Source organism: Micromonospora sp. NPDC049081 (assembly GCF_040648835.1).
GTDB classification, from domain to species: domain Bacteria; phylum Actinomycetota; class Actinomycetes; order Mycobacteriales; family Micromonosporaceae; genus Micromonospora; species Micromonospora antibiotica.
In genome coordinates this window covers 39,707-55,375 of record NZ_JBEZEK010000004.1, presented here as the reverse complement: position 1 = coordinate 55,375, position 15,669 = coordinate 39,707, and the positions used below count along the sequence as shown (strand labels likewise).

The window sequence follows — 15,669 nt, the reverse complement described above, 5'->3', positions numbered from 1 at the left end:
GTTGATGCTAGCGCGACCAAAGATAGGCGGCAATGAGCGCCGATGCCGGCGGGATGGATAGCCATGCTATCGATCCGGGCCGTATTTGCCAGCGGAGATCCTCGCTATCCGTCCGGCCGCCCCTGATGTCGTCCGCGCAGCGTACGGCCATTGTTGGGCTGGGTGTACCGGGCGGGCCGGGGGCGGTGCGAGATGATTCGTCCGATCTGCTGGGTGGGCTGGAGACGCTCCCATTCGGCAGGCATTAAACCGGCAATAGCCATATTTCAGGGTGTATCGAGGCAGCCGCATCGCGGTCAAGCGGGCGTTCAGGAGAGCAAAGTCAGAGAACTTTGACGCATCGCGACCGGCGAGAGACTCGCTGTGATGGCACGATCGGGCCCCGGCCGTCCGGTCCGTGCCGGCGGGAGAGCACGCTCTGAGAAGACTCCATTGGTCTTCTGGCTGACGATGTTCGTGGCCCCCGAAAGGGCTCCAGTCATCTGATGGGCGGTTAATCCGTTGGTTATTCACCCCGCCGCGGAGGGTGGTAATCATCAGTATCCCCGCCCCGGTCGGTGGCACTTCCGAGTGACCAGTCAACGGGCGAACGACGCGCCCACTAAAACGTAGGGGGACTGTTGCCGTCTCAATCTGCCGGCTTCCTTCGCCGCGCAACTCCCGCAGCCTTTGTGCTCGTTCTGCTGAGCATTCTCTTCGTCGTGGCACAGCGCCCGGAGGCGTCCGCCGCCGAGCGGTCGGAGCTGGCCGCACGGTTCCAGTTCGCCGAGCTGCCGATCGCGCTGCCACCCGCACCGACCACCCGCACGGTCCGCGAGGTCAATCCGGAGTACGAGCACATCAAGTCCTGGGTGTCCTCGGTCGGGGCGGCGATCGCCCTCAACGACCTGGACGGTAACGGGGTGGCCGACGACCTCTGCCTGGTCGACACCCGTAGCGACACGGCCGTGGTGACTCCGGCGCCGGACAGCGGGGCCCGCTACCAGCCCTTCGTCCTCGATCCCCGGCCCCTGCCCACCGACACCACCATGGCTCCGATGGGCTGTGTGCCCGGCGACTACAACCTCGACGGCCGCACCGACCTGCTGGTCTACTACTGGGGTCGGACGCCGGTGCTCTTCCTGCACCGGGCCGCCGCCACCGACCTGCGCCTGGGCAGCTACGCGCCGACCGAGCTGATTCCCACCCAGCCCGGTCCGGCCAACCGCTACCAGGGTGCACTGTGGAACACCAACGCGGTGGCGGTCGCCGACTTCGACGGCGACGGCCGGCCGGACATCGGCGTGTTCAACTACTTCCCCGACACCCAGGTGCTCGATCCGGACGGGCAGCCGAACGTCCAGATGAACGCCTCCATGTCGCACGCCCGCAACTCCGGCGGGGCGCACGTGCTGCGCTGGGACGCGGCCACCGGTGGTGACCAGCCCTCGGTGCGGTACGTCGAGCAGAAGGCGGTCCCCGGCCCGGTCTCCACCGGCTGGACCCTCGGCGCGGCGTCGGCCGACATCGACGGTGACCTGCTGCCCGAGCTGTACCTGGCCAACGACTTCGGCCACGACCACCTGCTGCACAACGTCTCGACCCCGGGCCGGATCAGGTTCGCCCAGACGCAGGGCCGGCGGGGCGCGTTCACCCCGAAGTCGATGGTGCTCGGTCAGGACTCCTTCAAGGGCATGTCGATCGACTTCGGTGACCTCGACAACCGGGGCAGGTTCGACATGTTCGTCAGCAACATCACCAGCTCCTGGGGGCTGGAGGAGAGCAACTTCGTCTGGATGAACAACGCCGGCAGTCCGCAGGACGCGCGGGCCAAGCTCACCCGCGGCGTGGCGCCGTACGACAACAAGGCGTCCAAGCTCAACATGGCCTGGACCGGCTGGGGCTGGGACGCCAAGATGGCCGACTTCGACAACAACGGTTCGCTGGAGGTGGTGCAGGCCGACGGGTTCGTCAAGGGCACCACCAGCCGGTGGGCCTGGCTCCAGGAGCTGGCGATGTCCAACGACCTGATGCTGCGCAACCCGGCGATGTGGCCGAAGGCGGAGCCGGGCGACGACATCGCCGGTAACGACAAGCTGGCGTTCTGGGTGCGGCAGGGCAAGACGTTCGTCAACCTCAACGCCGAGCTTGGCCTCGACGTGCCCATCCCGACCCGGGGCGTGGCGGTGGCCGACACCAACGCCGACGGGGCGCAGGACTTCGCCGTGGCCCGCCAGTGGGGACCGCCGGCGTTCTACCGCAACACCGCCGCGTCCCCGGGTGGCTTCCTCGGGTTGCGCCTGCACCGGCCGACGGTGGGTGGCCCGGCCGACGCCCGGACGCCGGCCTACGGCGCCCAGGTCAAGATCCGTACCGCCGACGGGCTCACCCAGGTCGCCCAGCTCGACGGCGGCGGCGGGCACTCGGGCAAGCGCAGCTTCGACGTCTTCTTCGGGCTGGGCTCCGCCGGGGACCGCCCGGTGTCGGCCGAGGTGTGCTGGCGTGACCTGACCGGTGCGACCCACAAACAGACCCTCTCGCTCACCTCCGGTTGGCACGACCTGATGCTGACCGCCGACGCCCAGGAGATCACCCGATGACTGACGTCAGACAGGAAGGCGTGACCGACGCCGCGGTGCGTACGGTCCCGGGCGGGGTCCGGCCCGTCGACGCGGCGACCCCGCCCACGGCCCGACCGGCGGTTCCCCGGGTGGACGGCAAGGACCCGCGCTATCTGGCGCTGCGCAACTTCGCCATGTCGATGTCGATCTTCAACATCATCGGCTACACCCTGCTCGGCTTCGAGCAGCCGTGGACCTGGCCGTTCTTCGCCCTGCTGGTGGGCTACACCGCCGAGATCGGGATCGAGATGGTGTCGGCGTGGGCCGGCAAGCGGCGACCCGCCTTCAGCGGCAACGGGGTGTGGGGGATGTACACCTTCCTGCTGCCCACCCACATCACCGCGCTGGCGGCGAACATGCTGCTCTACGCCAACGACCGGTTCTGGCCGGTGGCGTTCGCCGTGGTCGTCGCGATCGGGGCCAAGACCGCCCTGCGGGCGCCGGTCAACGGGCGGATGCGGCACTTCATGAACCCGTCGAACTTCGGGATCACGGTGACGCTGCTGGCCTTCTCCTGGGTCAACATCGCGCCGCCCTACCAGTTCACCGAGAACGTGCCGGACGCGATCAGCATCATGGTCCCGCTGGTCATCATCACCGCCGGTACGGTGCTCAACGCCATGCTCACCCGCAAGGTGCTGCTGATCGTCGGTTGGCTCGGCGGTTTCGTCATCCAGGCGGTGGTCCGGGCGTTGGTGCTGGACGTGGCGATCTGGGCCGCGCTGGTGCCGATGACCGGGGTGGCCTTCGTCCTGTTCACCAACTACATGATCACCGACCCGGGTACGACGCCGTCGCGGGGCCGCAACCAGTTCATGTTCGGCTCCGCGGTGGCCGGGGTCTACGGGGTGCTGGTCGCATTCAACGTGGTCTACACCCTCTTCTTCGCCGTCACCATCGTCTGTGCCGTCCGTGGCCTGATGTGGTGGGGCATCTGGTGGCGTGACCGCAGTCGCGAGCGCGCTCGGGGGTCGGTGCCGGTCAGTCCGGCGGCGCCGGCGCTGGTTCGCTGATCCGGTCCGTGACGACGTGGGGCCGTCCCGCCGGGGTGGCCCCACGTCCGTCCCGGCGGGACGGACCGCCGCGACCGGCTGCCGGCCGGTGGCGGTGGAGCCCGGTGTGCCGCCCGGTCAGCCGGTGCGCAGCAGCGGCGGCAGGCCGGCCGCGTGCACCACGGGCGGATCGAAGGTGCGCATGGGGCGCAGGGTGAGGTCGGCCCGGATCGACCGGGACGGGCAGCCGACCGTCACCGGCCCGTGGTGGCCGACCAGCAGCGGTCGCACCCCGGTGGTCGACCGGCGGCGGTGCACCGCGTGGGCCAGGACGAACCAGGTGCCCGGCGGCACCGGGCCCAGCAGGTACGCGCCGGGGCCGGGCAGGACCGTGGAGCTGACCGGCTTTCCCTGCTGGATCCGCTCCGGGAACAGCCCCACGAAGATCCAGTCGGGCGCCTCGCCGGGAAGCGTCCTGATCTGTCCCCGCACGGTCGGGCCGGTGGCGTCGGCCGGGTCGGGGCGGATCGGGCACGGCGGCCGGTAGGGCAACTCCCGGCCGAGGGCGCGGCCGAGCCGGCGGAAGCTGGAGGGGGGCAGACCGACGCTGCTGCTGAACCGCGCGCTGAACGTACCGACACTGGTGTAACCGACCTGGTGGCTGATGTCGGTGACACTCCACGAGGTCGCCAGCAGCAGGTGTTTGGCCCGCTGGAATCGGATCGCCGACAGAAAGCGCCCTGGTGACACTCCGGTTACCCTGTGGAACACCCGGCAGAAGTGGTACTTGCTCAGTAGGGCGGTTCGCGCCATCTCGTCCACGCTGAATTGCTTCCCCAGATTCTGGTGCATTTCGGCGATGACCCGCCGGACCGCCCTGCTGCTGTGGTCTTCCATCGTGCCCCCGGCGAGCGTAATGGTGGGTGCTGGTCTGTACGACGTGGATCGTCTGGCTGAGCTGCGACGATGCAGCGTCGTTCCGGTTCCGCGACGTCCCCCGGGGCGGAATCGGCAAATGGCGGTTGACGCCGACAAAAGGGTTTTGTCGGTTTTGTCGAATCAGCTGACCTCAATGCTAGGGCACCCTCTGAGCATGGTCAACGGCGCAGAATCCGAATGGCACTAACAGGTGTCTTTTCCGGATGCGTACCCCCTGTCTATCCGGTGATGATTGCCGTCATGGCCCGATGCGCCCGGCTCAATGATTGATGTCGGAAAAGCGCTGCGGGCGGATCGCCCGTCGCCATCCGGCGATTCGACCGTTGACCTGGGCAACGAGGAAGGTGCGCCGGACCCGGTGCCGGCGTCACGATGAGAGGCGTCCGCAAATGGGCAACGTGAGGACCGACAACGCCGACGACGACGAGGCCCGCCCCCGGCCCGGCCGACCCCGTACCGCCGGAGCGGACGGGGCGCACCGGACGCCCTCCGCCCTGGACGCCTGGGCGCGGGCGAACCGGCGCGGGCAGTGCGACTGGTCCGACCCGGAGACCGAGCCGCACCTGATCCGCGGTCTCGACTGAACCGGACCACCACGTCCGCGCCGGCCTCTGGAGGGAGAAGGACCGTGAAGGGAATCGTCCTGGCCGGAGGGTCGGGCACCCGGCTCTACCCGATGACCGTGCCGGTGTCCAAGCAGCTCCTGCCCGTCGGTGACAAGCCCATGATCTACTACCCGCTGTCGGTGCTCATGCTGGCCGGCGTCCGCGACATCCTGGTCATCGCCAAGCCGGCCGACCTGCCACAGTTCCGCCTGCTGCTCGGCGACGGCACCCACCTGGGGCTGGACATCTCCTACGCCGCACAACCCGAGCCACGCGGCATCGCCGAGGCGTTCCTGATCGGCGCCGACCACATCGGCGGCGAGCCCAGCGCGCTGATCCTCGGCGACAACATCTTCCACGGCACCGCGTTCTCCCGGCTGCTGCGGCAAGAGACCGCCACGGTGACCGGCTGCACCCTGTTCGGCTACCCCGTCCACGACCCCGAGCGGTACGGCGTCGGCGTCACCGGCCCGGACGGCACCCTGCTCGACATCGAGGAGAAGCCCTCCCACCCGCACTCCAACCGTGCCGTCACCGGCCTGTACCTCTACGACCACGAGGTCGTCGACATCGTCAAGAACATCCGACCGTCCCGGCGCGGCGAGCTGGAGATCACCGACGTCAACCGGGTCTACGTCGCCCGGGGCCGCGCCCGCCTGGTCGACCTCGGGCGTGGGTTCGCCTGGTTGGACGCCGGCACCCCCGAGGCGCTGCTGAAGGCCAGCCTCTACGTGCAGACCATGCAGGAGCGGCAGGGCGTCCGGATCGCCTGCCTGGAGGAGACGGCGTTGCGGATGGGCTACATCGACGCGGCGGCCTGCCACCGGCTGGGCGCCGCGATGGCCGGCTCCGACTACGGCCGGTACGTGATGGACATCGCCGAGGAGTTCGGCGCCTGACCCACCGGTGCGCGCCGACCGCCGCCGGGGGACCGGGCCAGCGGCAGCCGCACCACGAACCGGCAGCCCTCGGCGACGTTGTGCACGTCCACCCGGCCGCCGTGCGCCTCGACCAGGCCGCGCACGATGGCCAGCCCCAACCCGCCGGAACCCGCCATCGGGCCGTTGCCCGCGTGCGGGGTGCGGGCCGGCTCGCCCCGGAACGCCACGTCGAACAACCGGGGCAGGTCGGCCTCGGGAATGCCGCCGCAGGTGTCGGCGACGGCCAGCCAGGCGACGTCGCCGTCGCGCCCGGCGTCGACCCGGACGGTGCCGTCGGCCGGCGTGTAGCGCACCGCGTTGAGCAGCAGGTTGCCCACCACCCGGCTCAGCTCGCGCTCGCTGGCGGTCACCGTGGGCCAGCCCGACTCGGCGGACAGCAGCCGGATGCGGCGCGCGGCGGCCAGCGGCGCGGTCCCGGCCAGGGCGTCGGAGACCACGTCACCCAGCGGCACCGCCGACAGTGACAGCCGCAACGCCCCGGCGTTGATCCGGGACAGCTCGAACAGGTCGTCGACCAGCCGGGTCATCCGGTCGGTCTCCACCCGGATCCGGCGGTGGTACTCGTCGACCGTCACCGGGTCGGCGACCACCCGGTCCTCCAGCGCCTCCGCCATCGCCCGTAACCCGGCCAGCGGGGTCCGCAGGTCGTGCGACACCCAGGCGACCAGGTCCCGGCGGCCCTTCTCGATCCGCCGCTCCCGGGCCCGCGCCTGGTCGGCCCAGACCGCCGCGGTGGCGAGCCGGCGGGCGAACAGCCAACCCACCGCGAGGCTGACCAGCGCCGCCGCCGAGACGGTGATCAGCACCACCTCCAGGTCGTGCGGGGAGAGGAACATCGCCTCGGCGATCACCGCGACCCCGGCCACCACGGCGCTCACCGTCATCGCCAGCAGCACCGTGACGTGCACGGTGATGGACCGGCCGCGCAGCAGCCGCAGCACCCCCGCGCCGAGCAGCCCCACCCCGCCGGCCGCGGCCAGCGCCGCCCCGAAGATCAACGCCAGGTCAGTCATCGGCCGGCTCGTACCGGTAACCCACACCCCAGACCGTGACGATGCGGCGCGGGTTGGCCGGGTCGTCCTCGATCTTCTCCCGCAGCCGGCGGACGTGCACGGTCACCGTGGACTGGTCGCCGAAGCGCCACCCCCAGACCCGTTCCAGCAGCTCGGCGCGCGACAGCGCCCGGGCGGGATGCCCCATCAGGTGGGCGAGCAGGTCGAACTCGCGCAGGGTCAACGCCAGGTCGCGACCGTGCAACCGGGCCACCCGGGGACCGGTCAGCACGCTCAACCCGCCGTCGGTGAGCACCTGCGCCGTCGCCGTGACCGGCTCACCGCCGGCCCGGCGCAGCACCGAACGGACCCGCAGCACCAGCTCCCGGGGGGAGAACGGCTTGCTCAGGTAGTCGTCCGCACCCAGTTGCAGGCCGAGGATCCGGTCCGCCTCGTCACCCCGGGCCGTCAACATCACGATGGGTACGCCGTCCGGGCGCTGCCGCAACCGACGGCACACCTCCAACCCGTCCAGCACCGGCAACATCACGTCCAGGACGACCAGCTGCGGAGGCGAGGCAGCCACCGCGGCGAGCGCGGCGGCCCCGTCCCCCACGTGGTCCACCTGGTAGCCGGCGTGCTCCAGATAGCGGCACACCACGTCGCTGACCGTCCGGTCGTCGTCGACCACCAGCACCCGTTGCGCCACCGGCACCTCCCTCTCGTGCCGGCCAGCGTAACGGCGCGACGGGCCGCCGAACCTTGCCAGCTGATTACGGTGCGCCGCTCAGGCCGCCCGGCGGTCCCGGGCCTGCGCGCCGTACGGCTGCACCACGGACCGGCCGGGCTCGTCCAGCTCGTCGAGACGCAGCCGCCACCGGGACCGGCCGGCACGTCGTCCCTGCGGTGGGCCGCTCGGACGCGGACCGAGCCGGTACAACAGCACCGTGATCAGGTAACCGCCGACCAGGAACCCGTGGCTGACCAGCCGGGGCACCGCCACCTGCGCGGTGACCAGGTCGTTGACCGACAGCAGGACCAGGGTCGCGACGAAGGCGCTCAGCATCGGCAGCAACCCGGCCGGCGGGGTACGGCGCAGCGCGACGAACAGGAAGCCGGCGCCCACCGCGACGTTCCACGCCGCCGACTCGTGCCACAGGTGCTGCCCGGTCGGGTGCAGGTGCTCGGCGTTGACGCCCTGGCCCACCTGGGCCAGCCCGAGGGCGAGCTGGACCGCGCCGAGCAGCCCCAGGGCGACCCGCAGGCCGGCGGTCCACCCGCCACGCCACCGCTCGAACCGTCGTCGCCGCGGTGGCGGCACGGCGGCGAGGATCGACTCGGTCAGGTCGGGCACCGCCGCCACCACCCGGGTACGCGCCCGCCGGGTCACCATGGCGGCGACCTCGTGCCAGGCACGGCAGTCCGGGCAACCGTCGAGGTGCGCCTGGACCGCGCCCCGCTCCTCGGCGGTCTCCTCCCCGTCGAGCTGGGCCGACAGGATCTCCCGCCAGGACGCGCACCGGTCGCTCATCCCGCCACTCCTCGTCCGTACCGTCGGCCGCTACCACGCAGCGTAGTGAACCGGACGGTCCCCTCGTCCGCATGGTACGGACCGGACCCGTCCGCCGGTTCACCCGTCGGCGCAGCGCTCCGAGAGGGCGTAGCGGACCAGCACCACGTCGCCGATCTGGCGTACCTCGGCGACCCGGGCCCGGTGACCCGGGTGCCACGGGAACGCGCCGTCGCCGACGAACCGAGGGGCCCGTCGGTCGCCGACGAAGAACGGGGCGACCACCAGGTGCAGCTCGTCGGCGAGCCCGGCGGTGAGGAACTGGGCGTGCACCGTCGCGCCGCCCTCCACCATCAGCCGCTCCACCCCCCGGCCGGCCAGGTCCGCCAGGGCACGGGCCGGGTCCAGCGGGTCACCCGCGTCGACCACGGTGGCCGCCCCGGCGAGCAACTCGGTGGTCTTGTCCACCGCCGGCCCCGCGCAGTAGACGATCTTCTCGGCGTCACCGACGGTGAAGAACCGGGCCGCCGGGTCCAGCAACCCCCGGGCGGTCATGGTCACCTTCACCGGTGACGGCGACAGGCCGGCGGCCTGCCGGGCGGCCCGCAGCCGCGCCGAGCGGACCACCAGCCGGGGGTCGTCCGCCCGAATCGTGCCCGCGCCGACCAGGATGGCGTCGCAACCGGCCCGGACGGCGTCGATGCGGTCCATGTCCTCCGCGTTGGACAGCAGCAGCCGCTGCTCGGTGGCGTCGTCGATGTAACCGTCGATCGACGTGGCGCAGCTGAGCAGCACGTACGGCCGCCCGGTCGACGCCGGCACGGCGGTGGTCGCCGTCCCCGCCGGTACGACACCCATCAGTTCAACGACGGCAGGTCGACGGCCCGGGCCGCGGCCCGGCTCGCCTTGGCCGCCAGGTAGTCGGCGTTGGCGGGGGACAGGAACACCCCGGTCGGCACCACCTCGGCCACCGCCACGCCCAGCCGGGCCAGCTGCTCGGCCTTGTCCGGGTTGCTGCTCAGCAGCACCAGCTCCGGCACACCGAGCACCGCCAGCATCTGCGCGGCGGCCCGGTAGTCCCGTTCGTCCTCGTCGTGCCCGAGCGCCACGTTCGCCTCGTAGGTGTCCAACCCGGCGTCCTGCAGGGCGTACGCGTCCAGCTTCGGGTAGAGGCCGATGCCGCGTCCCTCCTGACGCAGGTAGAGCAGGAAACCGCCCGCCTCGGTGATCCGCTGCACCGCCTCGCGCAGCTGCGGACCGCAGTCGCAGCGCTGGCTGCCGAAGACGTCCCCGGTCAGGCACTCACTGTGCGGGCGGACCAGCGGCGCCGCCCCACCCGTCGCGTGCCTGCGCAGCGCGCCCGACCAGTCGCCCAGCCCGAACGCCAGGTGCTCCCTGCCGTCCACCAACCCGTCGAACGAGAAGACCCGGGCCGTGGTGGCGAACCCGTCGGAGAACCGCAGGGGGACCGTGACCTGTGTCCGAACCGTCGCGGCCGGCAGTGCGTCGTACATGTGTCTCCTCTGTCAGGCGCTGCCGGCCAGCCCGGCAGCGGGTACCGGTGAGGAACCACCCTGAGTTCCCACCGTACGGTCACCCGGTCGTTCCCGCAGCGCGGACGGGCGACCCCGCAGCACCAGCACGGCGGCGCCCGGCAGGGCTGCCACCAGCACCAGCGCCCCGTACACCAGGGCGGTCGCCACCCCCTCGGCGGCACCGAGGCCGGCTGCCCCGAACGCCCAGGCGGCCATGCCCTCGCGCGGCCCGAAGCCCGCCATGTTGGCGGGCAGCCCCATCGCCAGCAGCGCGAGCAGCGTCAGCGGCACCAGCACCGACAGCGGCGCGGTGACCCCGGCCACCCGGGCCGCCAGCACGAACGTCGCCAGGTGGCAGCCGACCACCACGGTCGAGGCCAGCAGCACCCCCGGCCCGGTGCGCCGACCCAGCAGCCCGGCCCGCACGTCGGCGACCACGGCGCGCACCGCGCGGGCCCGCCGTGACGGCCCCGACCGGGGTAGCGCCCGGACGAACACCACCAGCACCAGGCCCACCGCGACCGCCACCCCCGTCACCATCGGCAGGTACGGCCGCACCGGCGACGGCAGGGCCAGCAGCAGCACCACCGCGAGCACCACCTGGACCACCTGCCCCGCGGTCCGCTCCCAGACCACCGCCCGCACGGCCCGACCCAGGTCACCGGCCTCCCGGCCGTGGCGGACCGCCCGGTGCACGTCGCCGAGCACCCCGCCGGGCAGTGTCGCGTTAAGGAAGACCGCCCGGTAGCAGTCGGCCACCGCCGTGCCCAGCGGCAGCCGGATGCCGAGCGCCTCGGCCACCAGCCGCCACCGCCACGCGCAGCCGACCGTGGCCAGCGCGCCCAACGCCAGCGCGGTGAGCACCGCCGGGGCGTCGATCCGCCGCAGTCCGGCCAGCGCCGGGCCGGTGCCCAACCACCACAGTAGCGCCCCCACCAGGCCCACCCCGGCGAGGTTGCTCAGCCAGGCCCAGGCCGAGGAGCCCCGGGCCGCGGGGGAGGACGGGGTACGGGCGACAGCTGTGCCGGTGGGGTCCGGTGACACGCGGTTCCTCCTCGGGGATCTTGTCCTTTCTCACGTACCGGTTGGCGAACCGGTTCATTCCACCCCGGCGAGCAGGTCGTCGTGACCGACGGTGACGGTGAGCCGACCGGCCAGCGCCTCGGCCCGTCGCCACCGGACGTAGTCGGCGGTCCGGTCGGCCAGCTCGGGCTGCTGCGCGAGCGCCGCGTCGACCCAGCCGTCGAACCACTCGACGAGCAGCTCCGCCCGGTCCGGCCCGAGCCGCCACGGGCTCGGCCGCACCGTCACCGGCAGCCCGTGCCGGCCGAACTCCGCGACGGTCGCCGCCGCGGCGTCCGGCCCGAGCAGGTCCCGGCCGTCGACGGTACGCCGCTGGTGGGCGTCGAAGGCGGCCGCGATCTCGGCGTCCAGCGGGTCGGCCGGGTCGAACGCCACCCGACCGACCACGGAGAGCACGAACAGGCTCGGGCAGCCGACCCCAGCGCAGGCGGCCACCACCCGGCTGATCTCGTCGGCGCTGAACATGTCCAGCAGCGCCGACGCGGTGACCAGGTCGGCGTCGGCGAGGTCGGCGGCGGTCAACCGGGTGAGGTCGCCCTGCCGGGAGGTCACCTCGACCGGGCTGCCGTCGGCGGCGACCGGCACCGCCGCGCCGGCCCGCTCCAGCAACCCCGGGTCCCGGTCGTGCAGCACCCAGCGCTGCGGGCCGGGCAGCAACGGGGCCAGCCAGCGCAGCATCGAACCGGTCCCGCTGCCCAGGTCGTGCACCACCCACGGGCGGTCCCCGCGCAGCGACGTGACGGAACCGACCCCGGTCACCAGCATCCCGGGTCCCCCCTCACCGGCCGGCGACAGGCCCACCGCACCGCCGGTTGCCGCACCCGGGCCACCGGTGGTGGTCGTCGGCATGCCGGAACCACCGGCACCCGCCGTGCCGGTGCCGGTGAGCCGGGCGCGGAGCAGGTCGACCAGCTCCCCGCTGCGGGCCTCGGCGTCGGCGGGCTCCCGCAGCCGCAGCCAGTCGGCGAACGGTTCGGTGGCGTACGCGGTCATGTCCTCACTCCGTCCAGCACCTGGGAGATCACGGTCGTGGTGGCCGACCAGCCGGGCAGGTCGACCCGCCGGTCCCGGGCCGCCCGGCGGAGGCGGTCCCGCAGATCGGCCGAGTGCAGCCAGCGCCGCAGGGCGCCGGCCAGGGCCACCGGGTCGTCCGGGGGCACCAGCATCCCGGGCGGGGTGCCGTCGCCGGCCCGGCCCAGCGCCTCGGGAACCCCACCGGCGGTGGTGCCCAGCACCGGCAGCCCCCGGGCCAGGGCCTCGACCACCACCATCCCGTACGTCTCGGCCCGCGACGGCAGGACCAGCAGATCCGCCCCCGCGTACGCCGCCGCCAACGCCGGCCCGGTCAGCGGACCGTGCCAGCGCACCCGCCCGGCCAGCCCGCCCCGGTCGACCCGCTGCCGCAGCGCCGCCACGAAGGCCGGATCACGGTCCAGCGCGCCGACGCAGTCCAGGGTCCACGGCCGACCGGCCAGCCCGGTCACGGCGTCGACCAGCACGTCGTGCCCCTTGACCGGGGTGACCGCCGCGACGCAGAGCAGCGCCGTGCCGGCGGCCGTGCCGGCGGCGACGTCCGCCGGGTCGACACCGGGGACGGCCACCGTCACCCGGTCCGGGTCGATCCGGTGCCGGGCCAGCAGCAGCTCCCGGGTCCAGCCGCTGGTGGTGACGAGCGCGTCGGCGTGCGGCAGCCCGCGCGCCTCGGCGTCGTCGCCGAGCGGCATGTGCACCAGCACCACCTGACGCAGCCGGCCGACCTGCGCCGCCAGCAGCTCCGGCACGGCCGAGGCGACCAACCCGTCGTAGAGCACCGTCGTGGCCTCCGGCAGGGCCGCGAGCACCCCGGCCAGCCGGGCCCGCGCCGCCTCGTCGGGGTGCGGCCAGTCCCCGGGTACGCCGTGTTCGCGCACCGTCCAGCCGGCCGCCGCGAGCCCGGCGCAGATCCGCCGGTCGTAGGCGTTGCCGCCGCTGGGGGTGGCCGGATCGTCGATGTCGCCGGGCAGGACGACGTGCACCGCCGGCACGGGTTACAGCGACCGCTCGTAGCTGGCCCAGGCGATGTGCGACTCGTGCAGGGTGACGGTGATCCCGGCCAGCTCCCGGGCGCCCTCGCCCAGCCCACCGGCGTGCACCCGGTCGGCGAGCCGGTCGGCGATGGCCCGGCACAGCACCTCGGTGGTGGTGTTCTGCCCGGCGAACGCCGGCTCGTCGTCGAGGTTGCGGTACGTCAGGTCGGCCAGCACCGCCTTCAGCTCGTCGATCGCCCGGCCGATGTCCACCACGATGCCGTCGGCGTCCAGCTCCGGGCGGCGGAAGGTGGCGTCGACGACGAAGGTCGCCCCGTGCAGCTTCTGGGCCGGCCCGAACACCTCACCCCGGAAGCTGTGGGCGATCATGATGTGGTCCCGTACGGTCACGCTGAACACGGTGTCTCCTCGTCGTAGCTGATCAGATGGCACAGCGCGGGCAGCTCCCCCGAGGCCAGGCGGCCGAGCACCTCGGGCAGCTCCGCGAAGCGGGACCGCCCGGTCAGCAGCGCGTCGAACACCGGGTCGGCGAGCAGCTCCAGGGCGAGCGCCAGCCGGTCGGCGAAGCCGCGCCGGGACGCCCGCGCCGGGGAGACCGTGCCGACCTGGCTGCTGCGCACGGTCAACCGCCCGGCGTGGAACGCCCCACCCAGCGACAGCTCGACCGGCCGGTCGCCGTACCAGCTCAGCTCGACCACGGTGCCCTCCGGGGCGAGCAGGTCCAGGCTGCGCTGCAACCCGGCGGCGGTGGCGCTGGCGTGTACCACCAGGTCCCGCCCCCCGGTCGCCGCCGCCGGCAGGGCGAAGTCGACCCCCAGCGCCGAGGCGACCGCCGCCCGCGCCGGGTCGGCGTCGACCAGCTCCACCCGCACCCCGGGGAAACGGGCCAGCAGGGCCGCCACGCTGCACCCCACCATCCCGCCGCCGACCACGCTGACCCGGTCGCCGACCAGCGGCGCGGCGTCCCACAGGGCGTTGACCGCCGTCTCCACCGTGCCGGCCAGCACCGCGCGGGCCGCCGGCACGTCGTCCGGCACCGGGGTCACCGCCGACGCCGGCACCACGTACGCGCTCTGGTGCGGGTGCAGGCAGAACACCGTCCGCCCGCGCAGCGCCGCCGGGCCGACCTCGACCACGCCTACGCTGAGGTAGCCGTACTTGACGGGGGCGGGGAAGTCGCCCTCCTGGAACGGGGCACGCATCGCCGTGTACTGGCTCTCCGGCACGCCGCCGGTGAAGACCAGCGTCTCGGTGCCGCGGCTCACCCCGGAGTAGCGGCTGCGGACCAGCACGTCGTCGGGGCCGGGCGTGGGCAGGGTCACCGGCCGCAGCTCACCGACGCCGGGGGAGCGGAGCCAGAAGGCCCGGGCATCGCGGATCACGCGGGTTTTCTCCTCTTCTGCCGGCGGAACCGAACGAAACGGCCGCGTCCTGCGTACCCACTGCCGAGGTCGTCGATCATAAACACGGAGGCAGGGTGTCCAGGGTTCGAACCGGTCCGGTGCTCGGCCTGACCGTACAGACCGTCCTGCTGGCCGGGCTGGCCGCGACCGTCGGGCTCGACGTCGCCGGTTGGCTGGCCGGCCTCGGGTACGGCGTGGTCACCTGCGTCGCGTTGCAGCGCGGTCTGCGCCGCCGGGGTGTCGACCGGCTCGGGCCGGCCGACCGGGTGACGCTGACCCGGGGGGTGCTGGTCGGCGGGGTGACCGCCCTGGTCGTCACCGGTTTCTCCGATCCGGCACCGCTGGCGGTGCTGGTGCCGATGACCGCGGTGGCGTTGGCGCTGGACGCGGTGGACGGCTGGGTGGCCCGGCGCACCGGCACGGTCAGCGCCCTCGGCGCACGTTTCGACATGGAGGTCGACGCGTTCCTCATCCTGGTGCTCAGCGTCCAGGTGGCGCCGGCGGTGGGGCCGTGGGTGCTTACCATCGGCGGCCTGCGGTACGCCTTCGTCGCCGCCGGCTGGTTGCTGCCCTGGATGCGCGGGGCGCTGCCGCCGCGCTTCTGGCGCAAGGTGGTCGCCGCCGCGCAGGGCGTGCTGCTGCTCGTGGTCGCCGCGGAGGTGCTGGCCCGACCGTTGACCGCCGTGCTGGCGGCGGTGGCGCTGGCGTTGCTGGTGGAGTCGTTCGGTCACGACGTGGGCTGGCTCTGGTGGCACCGGTCGACCCGGCCCGTCCTGCCCGTCAGGCCCGTCCGGACCGTCGCGCCGACGGCCGGCACGTCGATCTCCGTCCCGCGGGTGTCGCCGGTCGGGATGCTGCCGTCCGTACCATCGGTGCGGCCCCGGGTGGAGGCCGTCGCCGACCGGCCGCCGTTCGTCGTCCACCAGCCGGTCTGATCCGGACCGTCGATCCGGCCCGGCCCTGCCGCCGGGCTCCCTGCCAGGAAGGACCTTCCGGAGTGTCGTTGTTGTCACGCCTGCGTCGCCCGAGCACGGCAACCGGG

The 15,669-nt window shown here is 73.1% G+C and carries 15 protein-coding genes and 1 pseudogene; 5 read left to right on the top strand and 11 right to left on the bottom strand.

Annotated elements, in window-relative coordinates:
- Positions 1 to 671: 671 nt before the first annotated feature.
- Together AB0B63_RS09035 and AB0B63_RS09030 are read left to right on the top strand one after the other, a co-directional pair.
- Positions 672 to 2,579, top strand: a complete 1,908-nt coding sequence (locus tag AB0B63_RS09035; RefSeq protein WP_357016124.1) for a CRTAC1 family protein — start codon at positions 672 to 674, stop codon at positions 2,577 to 2,579.
- A 155-nt stretch (positions 2,580 to 2,734) separates the two neighbouring features.
- A complete protein-coding gene (locus AB0B63_RS09030; RefSeq protein ID WP_244252125.1) occupies positions 2,735 to 3,613 on the top strand; it encodes an enediyne biosynthesis protein in 879 nt (292 codons plus the stop codon).
- A 117-nt stretch (positions 3,614 to 3,730) separates the two neighbouring features.
- On the opposite strand, the gene AB0B63_RS09025 is transcribed toward AB0B63_RS09030, so the two are convergent.
- Complete coding sequence (locus tag AB0B63_RS09025; protein ID WP_279632697.1) at positions 3,731 to 4,444, bottom strand: AraC family transcriptional regulator; 714 nt, start codon at positions 4,442 to 4,444, stop codon at positions 3,731 to 3,733.
- A gap of 476 nt (positions 4,445 to 4,920) precedes the next feature.
- Here AB0B63_RS09025 and AB0B63_RS09020 point away from each other — a divergent pair, with 476 nt between their 5' ends.
- Positions 4,921 to 5,115 carry a hypothetical protein gene (locus AB0B63_RS09020; protein WP_357016121.1) on the top strand — a complete coding sequence of 65 codons (195 nt, stop codon included), beginning with the start codon at positions 4,921 to 4,923 and terminating at the stop codon, positions 5,113 to 5,115.
- A gap of 44 nt (positions 5,116 to 5,159) precedes the next feature.
- A complete protein-coding gene (gene rfbA / locus AB0B63_RS09015) occupies positions 5,160 to 6,035 on the top strand; it encodes a glucose-1-phosphate thymidylyltransferase RfbA (protein ID WP_208566614.1) in 876 nt (291 codons plus the stop codon).
- On the opposite strand, the gene AB0B63_RS09010 is transcribed toward rfbA, so the two are convergent.
- The 10 genes and pseudogenes from AB0B63_RS09010 to AB0B63_RS08965 form a co-directional block, all read right to left on the bottom strand.
- Entirely contained in the window at positions 5,990 to 7,090 is a 1,101-nt protein-coding gene (locus AB0B63_RS09010; protein WP_208566613.1) for a HAMP domain-containing sensor histidine kinase, read from the bottom strand. The two genes, rfbA and AB0B63_RS09010, sit on opposite strands and share 46 nt — an antisense overlap.
- The gene (locus tag AB0B63_RS09005) at positions 7,083 to 7,778 is read right to left on the bottom strand and encodes a response regulator transcription factor (RefSeq protein WP_208566612.1); all 696 of its coding nucleotides are present in this window, start codon (positions 7,776 to 7,778) and stop codon (positions 7,083 to 7,085) included. The genes AB0B63_RS09010 and AB0B63_RS09005 overlap by 8 nt, the downstream gene beginning before the upstream one ends.
- A gap of 78 nt (positions 7,779 to 7,856) precedes the next feature.
- Positions 7,857 to 8,600: a zf-HC2 domain-containing protein gene (locus AB0B63_RS09000; protein ID WP_357016117.1), complete on the bottom strand. Its 744-nt coding sequence runs from the start codon at positions 8,598 to 8,600 to the stop codon at positions 7,857 to 7,859.
- Between the two features lie 99 nt (positions 8,601 to 8,699).
- Entirely contained in the window at positions 8,700 to 9,437 is a 738-nt protein-coding gene (locus tag AB0B63_RS08995) for a dihydrofolate reductase family protein (RefSeq protein WP_357016114.1), read from the bottom strand.
- Positions 9,437 to 10,093 (bottom strand): GTP cyclohydrolase II, encoded by a 657-nt coding sequence (gene ribA, locus AB0B63_RS08990; protein ID WP_208566609.1) that lies wholly within the window; start codon positions 10,091 to 10,093, stop codon positions 9,437 to 9,439. The genes AB0B63_RS08995 and ribA overlap by 1 nt, the downstream gene beginning before the upstream one ends.
- Positions 10,094 to 10,207: 114 nt before the next feature.
- Positions 10,208 to 11,077, bottom strand: a pseudogene (locus tag AB0B63_RS08985) (lysylphosphatidylglycerol synthase domain-containing protein); the annotation flags it as partial.
- Positions 11,078 to 11,212: 135 nt separating this feature from the next.
- Positions 11,213 to 12,190: a class I SAM-dependent methyltransferase gene (locus AB0B63_RS08980; RefSeq protein ID WP_357016109.1), complete on the bottom strand. Its 978-nt coding sequence runs from the start codon at positions 12,188 to 12,190 to the stop codon at positions 11,213 to 11,215.
- A complete protein-coding gene (locus AB0B63_RS08975; RefSeq protein WP_357016106.1) occupies positions 12,187 to 13,221 on the bottom strand; it encodes a glycosyltransferase family 4 protein in 1,035 nt (344 codons plus the stop codon). Before AB0B63_RS08975 ends, AB0B63_RS08980 begins: the two co-directional genes overlap by 4 nt.
- A gap of 3 nt (positions 13,222 to 13,224) precedes the next feature.
- Positions 13,225 to 13,623, bottom strand: coding sequence for a 6-carboxytetrahydropterin synthase (locus tag AB0B63_RS08970; protein WP_208566605.1), 399 nt, complete (start codon positions 13,621 to 13,623; stop codon positions 13,225 to 13,227).
- Complete coding sequence (locus tag AB0B63_RS08965) at positions 13,611 to 14,606, bottom strand: zinc-binding alcohol dehydrogenase (RefSeq protein WP_208566604.1); 996 nt, start codon at positions 14,604 to 14,606, stop codon at positions 13,611 to 13,613. The genes AB0B63_RS08970 and AB0B63_RS08965 overlap by 13 nt, the downstream gene beginning before the upstream one ends.
- Before the next feature lie 95 nt (positions 14,607 to 14,701).
- Here AB0B63_RS08965 and AB0B63_RS08960 point away from each other — a divergent pair, with 95 nt between their 5' ends.
- Entirely contained in the window at positions 14,702 to 15,562 is an 861-nt protein-coding gene (locus AB0B63_RS08960) for a CDP-alcohol phosphatidyltransferase family protein (protein WP_357016102.1), read from the top strand.
- Positions 15,563 to 15,669: the final 107 nt, after the last annotated feature.